Source organism: Micromonospora sp. CPCC 206171 (assembly GCF_036906755.1).
Classification (GTDB): Bacteria; Actinomycetota; Actinomycetes; order Mycobacteriales; family Micromonosporaceae; genus Micromonospora; species Micromonospora purpureochromogenes.
In genome coordinates this window covers 1-15908 of the sequence record NZ_JBAKHT010000039.1, presented here as the reverse complement: position 1 = coordinate 15908, position 15908 = coordinate 1, and the positions used below count along the sequence as shown (strand labels likewise).

13 protein-coding genes and 1 pseudogene are annotated in these 15908 nt (G+C 75.9%); 9 read left to right on the top strand and 5 right to left on the bottom strand.

What is annotated here, in order from left to right; all coding sequences use genetic code 11:
- Positions 1–52 precede the first annotated feature (52 nt).
- The 4 genes from glnA (at position 53) to V6U89_RS27970 (ending at position 3131) form a co-directional block, all read left to right on the top strand.
- On the top strand, positions 53–1402 hold the full coding sequence (glnA, locus tag V6U89_RS27985; protein ID WP_334575581.1) for a type I glutamate--ammonia ligase: 1350 nt from the start codon (positions 53–55) through the stop codon (positions 1400–1402).
- 80 nt (positions 1403–1482) lie between these two features.
- The gene (locus V6U89_RS27980) at positions 1483–1908 is read left to right on the top strand and encodes a DUF350 domain-containing protein (RefSeq protein WP_334575579.1); all 426 of its coding nucleotides are present in this window, start codon (positions 1483–1485) and stop codon (positions 1906–1908) included.
- 35 nt (positions 1909–1943) lie between these two features.
- Positions 1944–2636 carry a helix-turn-helix transcriptional regulator gene (locus tag V6U89_RS27975; protein WP_334575576.1) on the top strand — a complete coding sequence of 231 codons (693 nt, stop codon included), beginning with the start codon at positions 1944–1946 and terminating at the stop codon, positions 2634–2636.
- 114 nt (positions 2637–2750) lie between these two features.
- Positions 2751–3131, top strand: a complete 381-nt coding sequence (locus tag V6U89_RS27970; protein ID WP_334575572.1) for a VOC family protein — start codon at positions 2751–2753, stop codon at positions 3129–3131.
- Positions 3132–3300: 169 nt separating this feature from the next.
- On the opposite strand, the gene V6U89_RS27965 is transcribed toward V6U89_RS27970, so the two are convergent.
- Both V6U89_RS27965 and V6U89_RS27960 read right to left on the bottom strand, forming a co-directional pair.
- Positions 3301–3759: a hypothetical protein gene (locus V6U89_RS27965; protein WP_334575567.1), complete on the bottom strand. Its 459-nt coding sequence runs from the start codon at positions 3757–3759 to the stop codon at positions 3301–3303.
- A gap of 107 nt (positions 3760–3866) precedes the next feature.
- Positions 3867–4796: a S66 peptidase family protein gene (locus tag V6U89_RS27960; RefSeq protein WP_334575563.1), complete on the bottom strand. Its 930-nt coding sequence runs from the start codon at positions 4794–4796 to the stop codon at positions 3867–3869.
- 78 nt (positions 4797–4874) lie between these two features.
- Between V6U89_RS27960 and V6U89_RS27955 the strand changes: the two genes are divergently transcribed.
- Together V6U89_RS27955 and V6U89_RS27950 are read left to right on the top strand one after the other, a co-directional pair.
- The gene (locus V6U89_RS27955) at positions 4875–5642 is read left to right on the top strand and encodes a type 1 glutamine amidotransferase (RefSeq protein WP_334575559.1); all 768 of its coding nucleotides are present in this window, start codon (positions 4875–4877) and stop codon (positions 5640–5642) included.
- A gap of 1 nt (position 5643) precedes the next feature.
- Positions 5644–8655, top strand: a complete 3012-nt coding sequence (locus V6U89_RS27950) for a bifunctional [glutamine synthetase] adenylyltransferase/[glutamine synthetase]-adenylyl-L-tyrosine phosphorylase (protein ID WP_334575556.1) — start codon at positions 5644–5646, stop codon at positions 8653–8655.
- A gap of 6 nt (positions 8656–8661) precedes the next feature.
- Here the strand turns inward: V6U89_RS27950 and V6U89_RS27945 are convergent, their stop codons facing one another.
- On the bottom strand, positions 8662–9282 hold the full coding sequence (locus tag V6U89_RS27945) for a class I SAM-dependent methyltransferase (protein WP_334575688.1): 621 nt from the start codon (positions 9280–9282) through the stop codon (positions 8662–8664).
- A gap of 51 nt (positions 9283–9333) precedes the next feature.
- Positions 9334–10359, bottom strand: a pseudogene (locus tag V6U89_RS27940) (NAD(P)/FAD-dependent oxidoreductase); the annotation flags it as partial.
- Positions 10360–10445: 86 nt separating this feature from the next.
- On the opposite strand from V6U89_RS27940, the gene V6U89_RS27935 reads away from it, so the two are divergent.
- Positions 10446–11069 (top strand): helix-turn-helix domain-containing protein, encoded by a 624-nt coding sequence (locus tag V6U89_RS27935; RefSeq protein ID WP_334575552.1) that lies wholly within the window; start codon positions 10446–10448, stop codon positions 11067–11069.
- Between the two features lie 175 nt (positions 11070–11244).
- Here the strand turns inward: V6U89_RS27935 and V6U89_RS27930 are convergent, their stop codons facing one another.
- Positions 11245–12837 (bottom strand): hypothetical protein, encoded by a 1593-nt coding sequence (locus V6U89_RS27930; RefSeq protein ID WP_334575548.1) that lies wholly within the window; start codon positions 12835–12837, stop codon positions 11245–11247.
- A gap of 35 nt (positions 12838–12872) precedes the next feature.
- On the opposite strand from V6U89_RS27930, the gene mptB (V6U89_RS27925) reads away from it, so the two are divergent.
- Together mptB (V6U89_RS27925) and mptB (V6U89_RS27920) are read left to right on the top strand one after the other, a co-directional pair.
- Positions 12873–14282 (top strand): polyprenol phosphomannose-dependent alpha 1,6 mannosyltransferase MptB, encoded by a 1410-nt coding sequence (gene mptB / locus V6U89_RS27925; RefSeq protein ID WP_442933997.1) that lies wholly within the window; start codon positions 12873–12875, stop codon positions 14280–14282.
- 14 nt (positions 14283–14296) lie between these two features.
- Positions 14297–15778: a polyprenol phosphomannose-dependent alpha 1,6 mannosyltransferase MptB gene (gene mptB / locus V6U89_RS27920; RefSeq protein WP_334575544.1), complete on the top strand. Its 1482-nt coding sequence runs from the start codon at positions 14297–14299 to the stop codon at positions 15776–15778.
- Positions 15779–15908 lie beyond the last annotated feature (130 nt).

Genomic DNA, 15908 nt, shown 5'->3' with positions numbered 1-15908 from the left:
CGGGCGCAGCCCGGTCGAAGGCGGACAAAGAGTGTCGCGAGGGGTTGGGGAAGTGGACCGTCAGCAGGAGTTCGTCCTCCGTACGCTGGAAGAGCGGGACATCCGGTTCGTCCGGCTGTGGTTCACCGACGTGCTCGGCACGCTCAAGAGCGTGTCGGTCGCCCCCGCCGAGCTGGAGGCCGCCTTCGAGGAGGGCATCGGGTTCGACGGCTCCGCGATCGAGGGCTTCGCCCGGGTCTTCGAGTCCGACATGGTCGCCATGCCGGACCCGACCACCTTCCAGGTCTTCCCCTTCGAGGGCGGGGTCAGCGGCGAGAGCGCCCGGATGTTCTGCGACATCCTGCTCCCCGACGGCGGTCCCTCCTGGGCGGACCCGCGGCACGTGCTGCGCCGGATGCTGTCCAAGGCCGCCGAGAAGGGCTTCACCTTCTACACCCACCCGGAGATCGAGTTCTTCCTGCTGGAGAACGGCCCCCAGGACGGCTCCCTGCCGGTGCCCGTGGACAGCGGCGGCTACTTCGAGCACACCACGCACGCCGTGGCGCGGGACTTCCGCCGCCAGGCCGTGCTGGCCCTGGAACGGATCGGCATCTCGGTGGAGTTCAGCCACCACGAGGTGGCCCCCGGCCAGCAGGAGATCGACCTGCGCTACGCCGACGCGCTGACCACCGCCGACAACATCATGACCTTCCGGCACGTGGTCAAGGAGGTGGCGCTCTCGACCGGCGTGCAGGCCACCTTCATGCCGAAGCCCTTCACCGACCAGCCGGGCAGCGGCATGCACACCCACCTGTCGCTGTTCGAGGGCGAGCGCAACGCGTTCCACGACGCCGGGGACCCGATGAAGCTCTCCAAGGTGGCCAAGTCGTTCATCGCCGGCCTGCTGATGCACGCCCGCGAGTACACCGCGGTCACCAACCAGTGGGTCAACTCGTACAAGCGGCTCTTCCCGCTGGCGCTGCCGGACCGGATCACCGAGAGCCCGGCGTACGTCTGCTGGGGCCACCTGAACCGGTCGGCGCTGGTCCGGGTGCCCGCGTACGGCAAGCCGAACTCGGCCCGGGTGGAGGTCCGCTCGCTGGACTCGGCGACCAACCCGTACCTCGCCTTCGCGGTGCTGCTCGGCGCCGGCCTCAAGGGCATCGAGGAGGGCTACGAGCTGCCGCCGGGCGCCGAGGACGACGTCTGGTCGCTGACCAGCGCCGAGCGGCGGGCGATGGGGTACGAGGCGCTGCCGGAGAACCTCGCCGAGGCGATCGACGTGATGGCCGGCTCGGAGCTGATCGCCGAGGTGCTCGGCGAGCACGTCTTCGACTTCTTCCTGCGCAACAAGCGCGCCGAGTGGGAGCAGTACCGCCGCGAGGTCACCCCGTACGAGCGGCAGCGGTATCTGTCGCTCTAGATCGCGGTGGCGCGGTGCCGCTATCGTCTCGATCACCGCGCCGGCACCCTCGCCGGGCGTAGGAGGCCGGGAGGCAGTCGGTGCTGGAGGATCTGCTCAGCGGGGCGTGGCAGAGCGTGGTTTTCGGGGTCGTCGGGGTGGGCCTGATGGCGGCCGGCTTCCTGCTGGTCGACGTGCTGACCCCGGGGAGGCTGCGCGAGCTGATCTGGGTACGGCGCAACAACAACGCCGCGCTGCTGCTCGCCGCCAACCAGCTCGGCATCGCCGGGATCGTCTTCACCGCGATCCTGACCAGCTACAGCGACTTCGCCAAGGGGCTCGCCTCCACGGTGATCTTCGGGCTGATCGGGCTGGCCATCATGGCGCTGGCCTTCTTCGTGCTCGACCTGCTCACCCCGGGCAAGCTGGGCGAGATCATCTGCTCCGACGAGCCGCACCCGGCGGCCCGGGTCAGCGCCGCCACCCACTTCGGCGCCGCGCTGATCGTCTGCGCCTGCATCGCCTGAGCGCCGCTGTCGTACCCCGGGCCTAGGTTGCGGGGGTGAACCGGACCGACCGTCTCTACGGCCTGGTGGAGGAGTTGCGGGCGGTGTCGCCCCGGCCGCGCAGCGCCCGCTGGCTGGCCGGGCGCTTCGAGGTGAGCACCCGCACCATCGAGCGGGACATCAGCGCGTTGCAGGGCTCCGGCGTGCCGATCTGGGCCGAGCCCGGCCGCACCGGCGGCTACGTGGTCGACCGGGCGCACACCCTGCCACCGGTCAACCTGACCGCCGCCGAGGCGGTCGCGATGGCCGTCGCGCTGCACCGGCTCGGCGGCACGCCGTTCGCCGGGGCGGGCGCCACCGCCCTGCGCAAGCTGCTGGCGGTCATGCCGGCTGCCGACGCGGCCGAGGCGCACCGGCTCGCCGGCCGGGTGCACCTGATCGGCGAGGGGCCGGCCACGCCCGTCCCGGCCGTCGTCGCCGACGCGGTCTCCGCGCGGCGCGTGCTGCGCCTGCGGTACGCCGACCGCGCCGGGGCAGCGTCTGCGCGCGAGGTCGAACCGCTCGGCTACCTCGGCAACCCCCGACACTGGTACCTGCTCGCCTGGTGCCGGCTGCGCGACGGGCTGCGCTGCTTCCGCACCGATCGGATCCTCGGGGTGCAGGCGCTGCCCGAGGTGGTCACCCGCGAGCTGCGCCTCGACGACCTGGACATCCCGCACGAGCGGGTCCGCGCGCTGAGCCTGGTCTGAGCGCCCGGCTGACTGATCCGGAAACACCGACAGGACGGTGTCGCGGACGACCCCGAGGCTGACTCCTGACGAGCCCGGCCGACCGGCCGGTGCCGGCGACGGGAGGCGACACACATGTCCACGATCACCAACGCGGTCAGCTGGTTCGAGGTCGGCACCGACCGGCCCGAGGAGACCGGGCGGTTCTACACCGACGTGTTCGGTTGGGCGTTCACCGAACAGGGCAACCCGGAGACGTCGTACCGGGTGGTGGAGCCGGGGCCGGAGGGGTCGATCCAGGGCGCGATCCGGGCCACCGGCGGGGCCGGCCCGAACTACGCGGTGTTCTACGTGCAGGTGGCCGACGTGGCCGACACCTGCCGGCGGGCCGAGGCGGCCGGCGGCAAGGTGCTGGTCCCGCTGAAGTCGAACGACAACGGCCTGACCTTCGCCCACCTGCTCGACCCGGCCGGCAACCACTTCGGCGTCTTCGCGCCGCCGCCCGCCGGAGCCTGAGCCCACCGCCTGGCGGGTCCCGCCCCGGCGACGCTGCCGGGGCGGGACCGGCCCGAGGGCGGGTCGCGCCAGGCGTGATCGACTCCGTTTCGCCGACGTGGCGGTCTGTGGCTCGCGGAGAAGCCGCCACATCGCCGGAATGGAGTTGATCAACCGTTGCCCACCCGGGTCACCTGCCGGGCGTACCCATGCCGCCGTGGTGGCCACGGCCGCCCGGGCCCGGGAAGACGCCGGCCTCGGCGGCCTTGGTGATGGCGTCGGCCTGCTCCTGGGTGAGCTTGCCGTCCTCGACCGCCTGGGCCAGCCGGTCCTTGAGCGCCGCCTGCCGGTCCTCGGCGGACGGGCGCTCCGGGCGGTCGGCCTTGCGCTGCTCGCGCAGCTTGTCCAGCGCGGCGGTCACCTTCTCGGTGGGCACGCCGAGCTCCTTGGCCAGCGCCTCGGCGAACTCGCCCTGGCGGTCGGCCTTCTGCTGCTGCCGGTCGGTGCCCTGGTCGGCGCTGCTGCTGGCGCTGGGCGACGGGGTGGCGTCCTCGGCGAAGGCCACCGTCGGGGCGGCGATCCCCACGCCGAGCACTCCGGCGGCGGCGAGCCCGGCCAACAGGTGCTTCTTCGAGATCGTGCGGGACATCAATCCTCCAGTGATCGGTGGTTGGTGCGATGACCTCACCGACAGTGACCACCAAACCTGGGCCGCACCCGTGCCGACCCTGTCACCCAGCTGAAAATCCCACCCGGTCAGCGGACGGCGGGGGCCACCGTGAGGGTGCCGGCGTCGGCGTCGAGGGTGGCGCGGGTGCCGACCGGGACGGTGAGCTGGCCGACGCCGTGGCCGACCGGGAGGCCGCCGAGGACCGGGACGCCGAGCTCGCCCAGGCACTCGGTGAGCACGTCGGTGACGGTGGTGTCCCAGCCGTCGGCGCACTCGGTGAACTGGCCGACCGCCACCCCGGCCACGCCGTCCAGCACGCCCGCCCGGCGCAGGTGGGTCAGCATCCGGTCGACCTTGTACGGCGGCTCCTGCACCTCCTCGATCAGCAGCACCGCGCCGGTCAGGTCGGGCATGTCCGGGGTGCCGATGGAGGCGGTGATCAGGCAGAGGTTGCCGCCGAGCAGCGGACCGACCGCCCGGCCGGGCACCCGGACGGCGAAGGTCTCCTCGTCCGGCGTGGCGGCGACGGTCACCGGCTCGGTGGTCATCAGCGCGGCGTGCAGCGACTCCGCCGAGCGCAGCGGGGTCCGCTCGTCCAGCCAGGCCGCCCCGGGGCCGTGCACGCCGGCCAGCCGGGCGCCCCGCCAGAGCGCGAACTGCAACGCGGTGATGTCCGAGAAGCCGGCGACCACCTTCGGGTCCCGGCGTACGGCGGCCATGTCGAGCAGGTCGACCACCCGCTGCGCGCCGTAGCCGCCCCGGGTGCAGATCACCCCGCGCACCTCGGGGTCGGCGAAGGCGATGTTCAGGTCGGCGGCGCGCAGCGCGTCGTCGCCGGCCAGGTAGCCCCGCCGGGCGTACGCGTTCGGCGCCAGCACCGGGCGCAGCCCCCAACCGGTCAGCAGCTCGACGCCGCGGGCCACCCGCTCGGGCCGGGTCGGGCCGGACGGCGACACGAGCATCACCGTGTCACCGGGGCACAGGACCGGCGGGCGCAGGCAGTCGTCGGTGATCACAGCGGCCGAGCCTAGTCGGCGCCGGGAGCGGCCGAGCCGTTCCGGGTCGGCGCCGGCGCACCCGATAGCCTCGACACCGTGGCGACCGCGCTGGTGATCGAGAATGACCCGACCGACGACCTCCGCCGGCTGGGGGAGTGGCTGACCGAGGGGGGCCTCGACCTGCGGGTGCTCCGCCCGCACGCCGGCGACGCGCTCCCCGCCGACCTGGAGGGGTACGTCGCGCTGGTGGTGCTCGGCGGTGAGCAGCAGGCGTACCCGCTGCCCGACGGCAGCCCCGGCGCGCCCTGGTTCCCGGCGCTGGAGGGGCTGCTGCGCAAGGCGGTCCGGTACCGGGTGCCGACCCTCGGCGTCTGCCTCGGCGGGCAACTGCTCGCCACCGCGCACGCCGGCCTGGTCGAGCGGAGCCCGTCCGGGCCGGAGATCGGCCCCGGCGTGGTGGGCAAGCGGGACGCCGCCGACGCCGACCCGCTGTTCCGGTACGTGCCGCTGATCCCGGACGTGCTCCAGTGGCACACCGACGAGATCACCGAGCTGCCCCGGGGCGCCACCCTGCTGGCCGCCTCGACCCGCTACCCGCACCAGGCGTTCCGCCTCGGGGACCGGGCGTGGGGGCTGCAGTTCCACATCGAGTGCGACACCGCGATGATCGCCGACTGGGCCCGCGACTCCGACGTGCTCGCCGAGCTGGGCTACGACCCGGAGCTGGTGGTAGCCGCCTGCGACCGGGTGATGGCCGACGTGGAGGAGGTCTGGCAGCCGTTCGCGATCCGCTTCGCCGCGCTGGCCCTCGGCGAGCTGGGCGACGACCCCACCCGGCGAAGCCTGCCGCTGCTCGGGCAGTGAGATGACCAGACCGGCCAGGGGGCGGCTCGCCCGGTACGGCTTCGGCACCGCGCAGTCCGACGGCGGCTCCCGCGCGGCCGACCTGCTCGGCCCGGACGGTCTCGGGCTGTGGCGGGTCGAGGAGCAGGAGCCGGTCGACGAGCCGGCCGCCGAGCTGCTGGCCGCGCTCGGCCGGGCCGCCGACCCGGACCTGGCCCTGCGCCAGCTGCACCGGCTGGTCGAGGCGGAGCGCCGAGCCGTCGAGCCGCCCGTGCTGCTCGACGCGGTGCACGCCGACCCGGGGCTGCGCCGCCGGCTGGTCGCCGTGCTCGGCGCCTCGTCGGCGCTCGGCGACCACCTGGTCGCCAACCCGGAGCAGTGGACGGTACTGGCCACCGCCCCGGACGGGCTCGCCCCCACCGCCGACGGCCGGCTGGACCTCGCCGCCGCCGGGCGGCTGACCACCGCCACCGCGCCGGTGGCGGTGCTGCGGCAGGCGTACCGGTTGGCGCTGCTGCGGATCGCGGCGGCCGACCTGACCGGTGGGCGCGGCCTGGAGCAGACCATGGCCGCGCTCTCCGCGCTGGCCGACGCGACCCTGGCGGCGGCGTACGAGATCGCCGTCGACGAGCTGCCCGCGGGCACCCTCCGGCCCCGGCTCGCGGTGGTCGCCATGGGCAAGTGCGGCGGCGACGAGCTGAACTACGTCTCCGACGTCGACGTGATCTTCGTGGCCGCCGACGACGCGGACCTGACCGTCGCCACCACGGTCGCCGCCCGGCTGATCGGCGTCTGCGGGCTGGTCGCCTGGCCGGTGGACGCCGCGCTGCGCCCCGAGGGCAACCGGGGGCCGCTGGTGCGCACCCTCGCCAGCCACCTGGCCTACTACCAGCGCTGGGCCCGGACCTGGGAGTTCCAGGCACTGCTCAAGGCCCGCCCGGCCGCCGGCGACCTGGCCCTGGCGCGGGAGTGGATCGAGGCGCTCGCCCCGCTGGTCTGGACCGCCGCCGAGCGGCCCGAGGCGGTCTCCGACGTCCGGGCCATGCGCCGCAGGATCATCGACAACGTCCCGCCGAAGGAGCTGGAGCGCGAGATCAAGCGCGGGCCGGGCGGGCTGCGCGACATCGAGTTCGCCGTCCAGCTGCTGCAACTGGTGCACGGCCGCGGCGACGAGTCGTTGCGGGTGCCCGGCACCATCCCGGCGCTGCGCGCGCTCGTCACCGGCGGCTACGTCGGCCGCGCCGACGGCGAGGCGCTGCTGCGCGGGTACCGCTTCCTGCGCGCCGTCGAGCACCGGCTCCAGCTCCAGGGCCTGCGCCGCACCCACACCGTGCCGACCGATCCGGCCGCGCTGCGCTGGCTCGCCGCCGCGCTCGGCTGCACCGCCACGCCGGGCCGCAGCGCCGTGGAGAGCTTCCGCGCCGAGTGGGTCGCCCACGCCACCGAGGTACGCCGGCTGCACGCCAAGCTGCTCTACCGGCCGCTGCTGGAGTCGGTGGCCCGGGTACCCGCCGACGGGCTGCGGCTCACCCCGGAGGCGGCCCGGCACCGGCTGGAGATCCTCGGCTTCGCCGACCCCGCCGGGGCGCTGCGCCACCTCCAGGCCCTCACCGGCGGGGTCAGCCGCACCGCCGCCATCCAACGCACCCTGCTGCCGGTGCTGCTCAGCGAGTTCGCCGACGCCCCCGAGCCGGACCGCGGCCTGCTCAACTACCGGCAGGTCTCGGACAAGCTCGGCAGCACCCCCTGGTACCTGCGGCTGCTGCGCGACTCCGGCCCGGTGGCCCGCCGGCTGGCCCGGGTGCTCTCCTCCTCCCGGTACGCCGCCGACCTGCTGGCCCGGGAGCCCGAGGCGCTGCGCCTGCTGGCGGAGGAGAGCGAGCTGGCCCCGCGTACCCGGGAGGTGCTCTGCGAGGGCTTCGCCGCCGCCGCGGGCCGGTACGCCGACCCGGAGCAGGCGATCCGGGCGGTCCGCGCGCTGCGCCGGCGGGAGCTGGTCCGGATCGCCTGCGCCGACCTGCTCAGCCGGGCCGGCGGGCTCGCCCCGCGCCCGGAGCGGGGCTCGCCGGCCGCGCCCCTGGCCGACGTCACCGGGGTCGGCACCGCGCTCTCCGACGTCACCGACGCCACGCTCACCGCCGCGCTGCGCACCGCGCGGGCCGCCAAGCCGGGCCCGCCCGGACTGCGGTTCGCCGTGATCGGCATGGGCCGGCTCGGCGGGTACGAGTCGAACTACCTCTCCGACGCCGACGTGCTCTTCGTCTACGACTCACCGGCCGGGGCGGACGAGCAGGCCGCCAGTGCCGCCGCCCACGGCATCGCCGAGGAGCTGCGCCGACTGCTCGGCGTGCCCGCCCCCGACCCGCCGCTCGGCGTCGACGCCGACCTGCGCCCGGAGGGCCGGCAGGGCCCGCTGGTGCGCAGCCTCGCCGCGTACGCGCAGTACTACGCCCGCTGGTCGAAGGTGTGGGAGGCGCAGGCGCTGCTGCGCGCCCGGTTCGTCTGCGGCGACGCCGACCTGGGTACGGAGTTCGAGGCGCTGATCGACCCGGTCCGCTGGCCGGCCGACGGGCTGAGCCGGGAGCAGGTGGTGGAGATCCGCCGGATCAAGGCCCGGGTGGAGAACGAGCGGCTGCCCCGGGGCGCCGACCCGGCCACCCACACCAAGCTGGGGCGGGGTGGCCTGGCCGACGTCGAGTGGGCGGTGCAGTTGCTCCAGCTCCGGCACGCGGGGGCGTACCCGCGACTGCGGGGCACCCGGACCCTCGACGCGCTGGCGGCGGCCCGGGAGGCCGGCCTGGTCGACCCGGCGGACGCCGCCGGGATGGCCGCCGGCTGGACGCTCGCCGCGCAGGTCCGCAACGCGCTCATGCTGGTCCGGGGCCGCGCCGGCGACCAGTTGCCCCGGCACGGCGTGGAGCTGGCCGGGGTCGTCCGGCTGCTCGGCCGCGACGACCCCGGCGAGTTCCTCGACGAGTACCTGCGCACCGCCCGCCGGTCCCGGGCGGCCATGGAACGCGTGCTGGAGGCCTGAGCGCCGTCAGCGGCGGCGGACCAGCACCAGGTGGTCGACCAGGGTGGCCGGCTGCCCGTCCGGGTCGGTGACCGCGCGCCGGGGCGCGTCCAGCCGCTCGGTGCGCCACCCGTCCGGGTCCAGGTCCAGCTCGGCCAGGGTCTCCTCCGGGGTGGGGAAGCGCACGTCCGGGTGGGCCAGTCGGGACCACGGCGGGACCTCGCCGTGCTCGACGATCAGGAGCCGCCCGCCGGGCGCCACCGCCCGCGCCGCCGCCCGGAGCACCTCGGTCCGGGGGAACTCCAGCGGCGACTGGAGGAACTGGGCGGAGACCAGGTCGAACACCCCTGCCGGGAAGGTGCGGGTCAGGTCGTGCCGCTGGAAGTCGATCCGGTCCGCCACCCCGGCCGTGGCCGCCTCGGCCGCCGCCCGGTCCAGGGCGGTGGCGGAGACGTCCACCGCGGTCACCCGCCAGCCCCGGCCGGCCAGCCAGATCGCGTCGGCGCCCTCGCCGCAGCCGAGGTCCAGCGCGGTGCCCGCCGGCAGCGGGTCGACGACGTCGACCAGGTGCGGGTTGGCCCGCCCGCTCCAGATCCGCTCCCGCCGCTGGTAGAGCTCGTCCCAGTGCCGCGCCGTCTCGGCGTCCACGGCATCCGTCCCGCTCCCGGCGTGATCGTGCACGCCGCGTCCGGCGTGGTCGTGCGTGCCGGTTCCGCCGTGATCGGGTGCGCCGGTTGCGGCGTGCTGGTGCGCGCCCGCGCGGGCGCGCAGGGCGACCGCCCGGTCGGTCTCCTCGGCGATCAGGTCGGCGTTGAGCGCCGCGCCGGCCTTCATCCCCGCCGCCGCGGCGGCGATCACGGTGGCCTGCGGGTCGGTCACGTTGCCGGCCACCCAGACCCCCGGCACCGCGGTCGCCCCGCTGGCGTCGGCGGCCACGTGGTCGCCGAAGACGTGCCCGCCGACGACGAACTCGCTGGTCGTCAGGCCGAGCCCGGCCAGCAGGTCGGCCCGCGCGGCGAACCGGGGCCCGACCACCAGCGCCTGCCGGGCGACGAGTTCCCCGGAGCGCAGCCGTACGCCGGTGAGCCGGTCGTCGGTCACCTCCACCGCCGTCACCCCGCCCTCGACCACCCGTACGCCGCGGGCGGCGAGCTGCTCGGCCTGCTCCCGGGCCAGCGGGGGGCCGGTGTGCGTGAACACCACCACGTCGTCGGTGAGCTGGCGGAACAGCAGCGCGTGGTGGGTGGTCATCGGCCCGGTGGCCAGCACGCCCACGGCCTGGTCCCGCACCTCCCAGCCGTGGCAGTACGGGCAGTGCAGCACGTCCCGGCCCCAGCGCTCGGCCAGCCCGGGGATCGCGGGCAGCTCGTCGACCAACCCCGTGGTGACCAGCAGTCGCCGCGCCCGCACCAGCTCTCCGTCGGCCAGCTCCACCTCGAACCGGGCCCGGTCGTGCCCCTCGACCCGGTGCGCCTTGGTGACCGTGCCGTCGACGACCTCGACGCCGTACCCGGCGACCTCGGCCCGGCCCGTCGCGTACAGCTCGGCGGGGGCGACTCCCTCGCTGGTGAGGTAGTTGTGCACGTTCCCGGCGGGGGCGTTGCGCGGCGCCCCGCCGTCGATCACCAGCACCGACCGGCGGGACCGGCCCAGGGTGAGCGCGCCGCTGAGCCCCGCCGCGCCGCCGCCGACCACCACCACGTCGTAGATCCGGTGCTCCCGCATCCTCGTTCCCCCTTCGGGCGGGTCCGTCCCGCCCATGCCCCGGATCGTCCGCGCTCCTTCCCGCGCCGACAAGTATCGTTGCCGAGATGGCAAACGAACGGATGGCGGACGACACCGCGGCCCCGGGCGAGGTGCTGACGGCGGTCGGGCCGCGCCTGCGGGCCCTGCGCCAGCAGCGCGCCGTGACGCTGGCCCAGCTCTCCGCCGCCACCGGCATCTCGGTGAGCACCCTGTCCCGGCTGGAGTCCGGTGGCCGCCGGCCCACCCTGGAGCTGCTGCTCCCGCTGGCCCGGTTCCACCGGGTGCCGCTCGACGACCTGGTCGGCGCGCCGGAGACCGGGGACCCCCGGGTCCGGCTCCGGTCGGTGGTCCGCAACGGGGTCACCATCGTGCCGCTGACCCGCCGCCCCGGCGGGGTGCAGACCTACAAGATGATCTACCCGCCCGGCGGTCGGCCGGGGGAGCCCGAGCAGCAGGTGCACGAGGGGTACGAGTGGCTCTACGTGCTCTCCGGGCGGTGCCGGCTGCTGCTCGGCAGCCACGAGCTGACCCTGGAGGCGGGGGAGGTCGCCGAGTTCGACACCCGTACGCCGCACTGGTTCGGCAACCCGTACGACAGCCCGCTGGAGATCCTCAGCCTCTTCGGGCCGCAGGGGGAGCGGCTGCACGTCCGCGCCCGCCCCTCCCCGGTACGCCGCGACCCCGGCTGACCGGCCTGACCCGTCCCGACCGGGCCGGCGGTGGCGTCCTGTCGAGCTGATGACGCAAACGAGTCAGTCGGCCTTCGCCGCCGCCCTACGCATCCGCTGCCAGCGCCGGTGATTCGTCCACGACATCAGTTCGAAAGGGCGTGGAGACCGGCAGCGTCCGCCGGCCGGCGGCCCGTCACCCGCGCAGGGTGTAGGTGCCGGCGCGCGGCACCCTGACCGTCGTCCAGTCCCCGTCGGCGGCGACGGTGGCGCCGCCGGAGGCGGTCAGCCAGCGGGTGTGCCACACCCGGACCGGGACCGTGCCGGCGGCGGACGTGCGGAACGTCAACGACGCCCCGTCCTGCCCGACGAACTCGCCGGGAGCGCCCACGATCGGCGTCGGGTCGGCCACCGCGTAGAGCCGCCACCGCCCGTCCGACCAGACCTCCGTCAGGTACGGCAGGCCGGCGGAGACCAACTCGGCCTCGGCCCGGCCGACCCAGGACAGCGGCGCGTCGGGCACCGCCACGTACTGCACGGCGAACTCGTCGAGCCAGGCCCGGTAGCTGTCGGCGGTCAGCGGCACGCCCGTGCCCGCGGCCCCCGGCACGGCGGTGAAGAAGAGCGGGTTGCGGGCGATGTCCGCCTGCCGCAGCCAGCCCCGGGCCAGCGACACCTCGCCCAGCCGGGCGGCCTCCCAGTAGCTGCGGGTCGGCGGGACCTCCACCCGGCCGGTGAGCCCGCGCCGCGCCAGCTCGGCCCGCAGCGGCGCGAAGAACGACCGGGCGGCGGTCGGGTCATCGAGGCTGCGCAGGTCGGCGGCGACCACCGGCGGCTGCCACGCGCAGACCGCGGCCAGCAGCACGGCCAGCGCCACCCCGCCCGCCGCCCGACCCCACCGGCCCATCCCGCTCGCCGGCCGGGCGGTCAGCCAGCGGGGCGGCCGGGCGGCGGCGGCCAGCACCGGCAGCGCGAACATCACCGCCAGCCGGGTGGCGTTCAACCCGACCGGCGTGTGCACCAGCGCCGCCGCCAGCACCCCCGCCGCCGACAGCAGCGCCCCCACCCGCACCGGCCGGTACGCCACCAGCGCCGCCACCAGCAGACTGGTCAGCACCGCCCGCAGCGTGTCGGTGCGGCTGATGTTCATCCAGCCGCCCTCGCCGAAGAGCAGCCCGGTCACCCCCAGCGGCAGCGCGGCGGCGACGCCGAGCAGCAGCCCGTCGGCGTACCGGCGGGTGAGCAGCAGCGCCGCGCCGGCCAGGCCGACGAAGAGGCCGGCCACCGGGCTGGTCGCCGAGGCCAGCAGCGCGCCGGCCGCGACCAGCACGGGGCGCGCCCAGCGACGGCCCGGCGGGCCGTGCGTCGGCAGGGTCAGCGCCAGCAGCGCGGCCAACCCGAACGCCACGCCGAGGGCGTAGGTGACCCGGCCGGAGACCAGGTTGCCGGTGATGGTGAGCACCCCGACCAGGCTGCCGAGCAGGGGGCGGGGCACCGGCGTGCGCACCAGCAGCGCCGCGAACGCGGTGGCCGCCGCGACCAGGGCGAGGACGCCGGTGACGCCCACCCCGAGGGTGGCCATCAGCGGCGGCGTGACCAGGCTGTAGCCGAGCGGGTGGATGCCGGCGTACCAGCGCAGGTCCACCAGGGCGGTGCCGTGCGCGGTGACGAAGTCGGCCCGGGCCACCTGGGCGGAGAGGTCCGAACCCATCGGCGGCAGGGCCAGCCACACCGCGCCGGCCACGGCGGCGCAGCCGGCGGAGAGCCCCACCACCCTGCTGCGCCGCATGCCCACCTCCGGTCCGCGACCACCGTACTGGCAGCATGTCGGACGTGCCTCACCACCTCTCGCGCTGGATCGGTCTGGCCGGCTCGACGCTGCTCGCCGTCGCCGCGTACCTGGGCGGCGCGCTGCCCGACGGAGACCTGCGCCCCACCCCGGTCAGCATCTGGCAGGGCCGGCACGGGCCGCTGGTCATCGGCCTCTGGCTGGCCGGCACCGCGCTGATGGCGTGGGCCTGGTGGTCGCTGCGCGACCGGGTGCCGTCCGCCCGCTGGGCGCTGGTCACCGCCGGGCTCTGGCTGGTCCCGCTGCTGGTCGCGCCGCCGCTGGGCAGCCGGGACGTCTACGCGTACGCCTGCCAGGGCGCGAGCTACGCGGCCGGGATCAGCCCGTACGAGCAGGGCGTCTCCGCGCTCCCCTGCCCATGGTTGGACACCATCTCGTACATCTGGCGGGACACCCCCGCGCCGTACGGGCCGCTGTTCGTCATGATCTCCGGCGCGATCGTCAAGGCCACCGGCTCGCTCACCGCCGCCGCCGCGCTGTTCCGGCTGCTGGCGCTGGCCGGGGTGGCGCTGACCGCCTGGTGCCTGCCGGTGCTGGCCCGCCGCTGCGGGGTGCCGGTGCCGCGGGCGCTCTGGCTGGCGCTGGCGTCCCCCCTGGTCGGCGTGCACCTGATCTCCGGCGCGCACAACGACGCGCTGATGGTCGGTTTGATGGTCGCCGGGCTGGCGGTGGTGGCGTCCCGGCCCGGTCGCCGCTGGGCGCTGCTGGCCGGGGGAGTGCTGCTCGGGCTCGCCGCCGCCGTGAAGATCACCGCGTTGGTGGTGGTGCCGTTCGCCGCGCTGGCCGCGATGGCCGGGCCGTACCGGATCCGGACGCTGATCTCCGACGGCGGCCCGGTGGTCGGCGGGGCGCTCGCCGCGACGGTCGCGGCGACCTTCGCGTCGGGCCTGGGCTTCGGCTGGATCAGCGGGCTGGAGCAGGGGAGCCTGGTGATCGCCTGGACCTCGCCGTCCACCGCGGTCGGGCAGACCGTCGGGTACGTCGCGGCGCTCTTCGGGGCGCACGTCGACGCGCTGCCGGTGACCAGGACGATCGGCGTGCTGGTGCTCGCCGTGCTGCTGGTGTGGCTGTGGTGGCGGGCCCGCACCCGGGACCCGCTCTGGCACGCCGGGCTGGCACTGGCCGCCACGGTGGCGCTGTCCCCGCTCTTCCACCCCTGGTACTGGATCTGGCCGCTGACCGTGCTGGCCGCCACCGCGCGGCGTACCGGATGGTTCTCGCTGGTCGCGCTGGTGTCGTCGTTCCTGGTGCTGGCCGACGGCACCGGCCTGGCCCGGTTCACCAAGATGCCCGGTGCCCCGCTGATGACGCTGTTGGTGATCGTGGTGGCCGTCCGGTTGGTACGGTCGGCTCGGGCGGCCCGCCGGCCGGCCCCCGCAGGCTGAGGAGAGGTTCGCCGGTGACCGACGCGGGGCCAGCGCCCGCCGGCCGGCCCCGGTCCGCCCGGTACGCCGGCCTGCTCGGCGCGGTGCTGCTCACCGTCGCCGGGTGGCTGGGCGGGGCACTGCCCGACATCCCGCCCGCCGGCCCCTGGCGCGCCGGAGCCGCCCCCTGGGCCCTGGGCTGCTGGCTGCTCGGCACGGCGCTGCTGGTCGGGGCCTGGTGGTCGCTGCGCCGGGGCGCCCCGTCGACCCGGTGGGCGTACCTGACCGCCGGGCTGTGGCTGCTTCCGCTGCTGGCCGCGCCGCCGCTGGGCAGCCGGGACGTCTACTCGTACGCCTGCCAGGGCTGGGCCTACGCCGCCGGCCACGACCCGTACGAGCTGGGGGTGGCGGCGGCCGGCTGCCCCTGGGTCGAGTCGGTGGCGCCGATCTGGCGGGACACTCCCGCGCCGTACGGCCCGTTCTTCGTGCTGCTCGCCGCGCTGGCCGCGGCCCTCGGCGGCGGCCTGGTCGGCACCGTCCTGCTGCTGCGGCTGGTCGCGCTGACCGGCGTGCTGCTGGCCGCGCTCTGCCTGCCCGGGCTGGCCCGGGCCGCCGGGGTGCCCACCGCCCGGGCGGCCTGGCTGGCGCTGGCCTGCCCGCTGGTCGGGGTGCACCTGGTGGCGGGGGCGCACAACGACGCGGTGATGCTCGGGCTGCTCCTGCTCGGCCTGCTGGTGCTGGTCCGGCTGCCCGGCAAGCCGACGGCGCTGCTGGCCGCCGGGGTGCTGCTGGGCCTGGCGGTGACGGTGAAGGCGACCGCCGTGGTGGTGCTGCCGTTCGCGGCCCTCGCGGCGGTGCTCGGCCGGTACACCCCGCGCGCGCTGCTGCGGGACGGGGGCTGGCTGGCCGGCGGCGTGCTGGCCGCGCTGGCCGCCACCTCGGCGCTGTCCGGGCTCGGCCTGGGCTGGCTCGCCGGTCTGGCCCGCAGCGGCGACACCGAGCAGTGGACCTCCCCGCCCACCGCGGTGGGGGTCGTCGTGGACTACCTCGGCGAGTGGGCCGGGCGGGAGCCGGCCGCGGTGCCGGTCACCCGGGCGGTGGCGCTGGTCCTGCTCGCGGTGCTGCTGGTGGTGCTCTGGTGGCGGGCCTGGACGGCGCTGCGGGCCCTCAACGACGTCCGGCAGCGGGTACGCCGGCTGGCGGCGGCCCGCCCCCGGGTGACCCTGCACGCCGCCGGCGTCGCGCTGGCCGCCACGGTGGTGCTCGCCCCGGTCTTCCATCCCTGGTACGCGACCTGGCCGCTGCTGCTGCTCGCCGTGTCGGCGAGCCGGACCGGCTGGTTCGTGCTGCCCGCCGCGGTGGCCACCTTCCTGGCGCTGCCGGACGGCACGTCCCTGGCCCGGTACACCAAGGCGCCCGGCGCGATCGCCATGACCGTCCTGGTGGTGGCGCTCACGGCACGGGCCTGGCGCCGGTGGCGCCTCGCCCGCCCCGCCCCACCCGCCGTTCGACCCTGACCGTCGATCAAGGGGCCGTACGACGGAACGGGCCGGCTCCGCGAATCGCGGAGCCGGCCCGGCCGGTGTCGGTCGACTGCTCAGCAGTCGAAGTACATGGCGAACTCGTGCGGGGTGGGGCGCAGGCGGA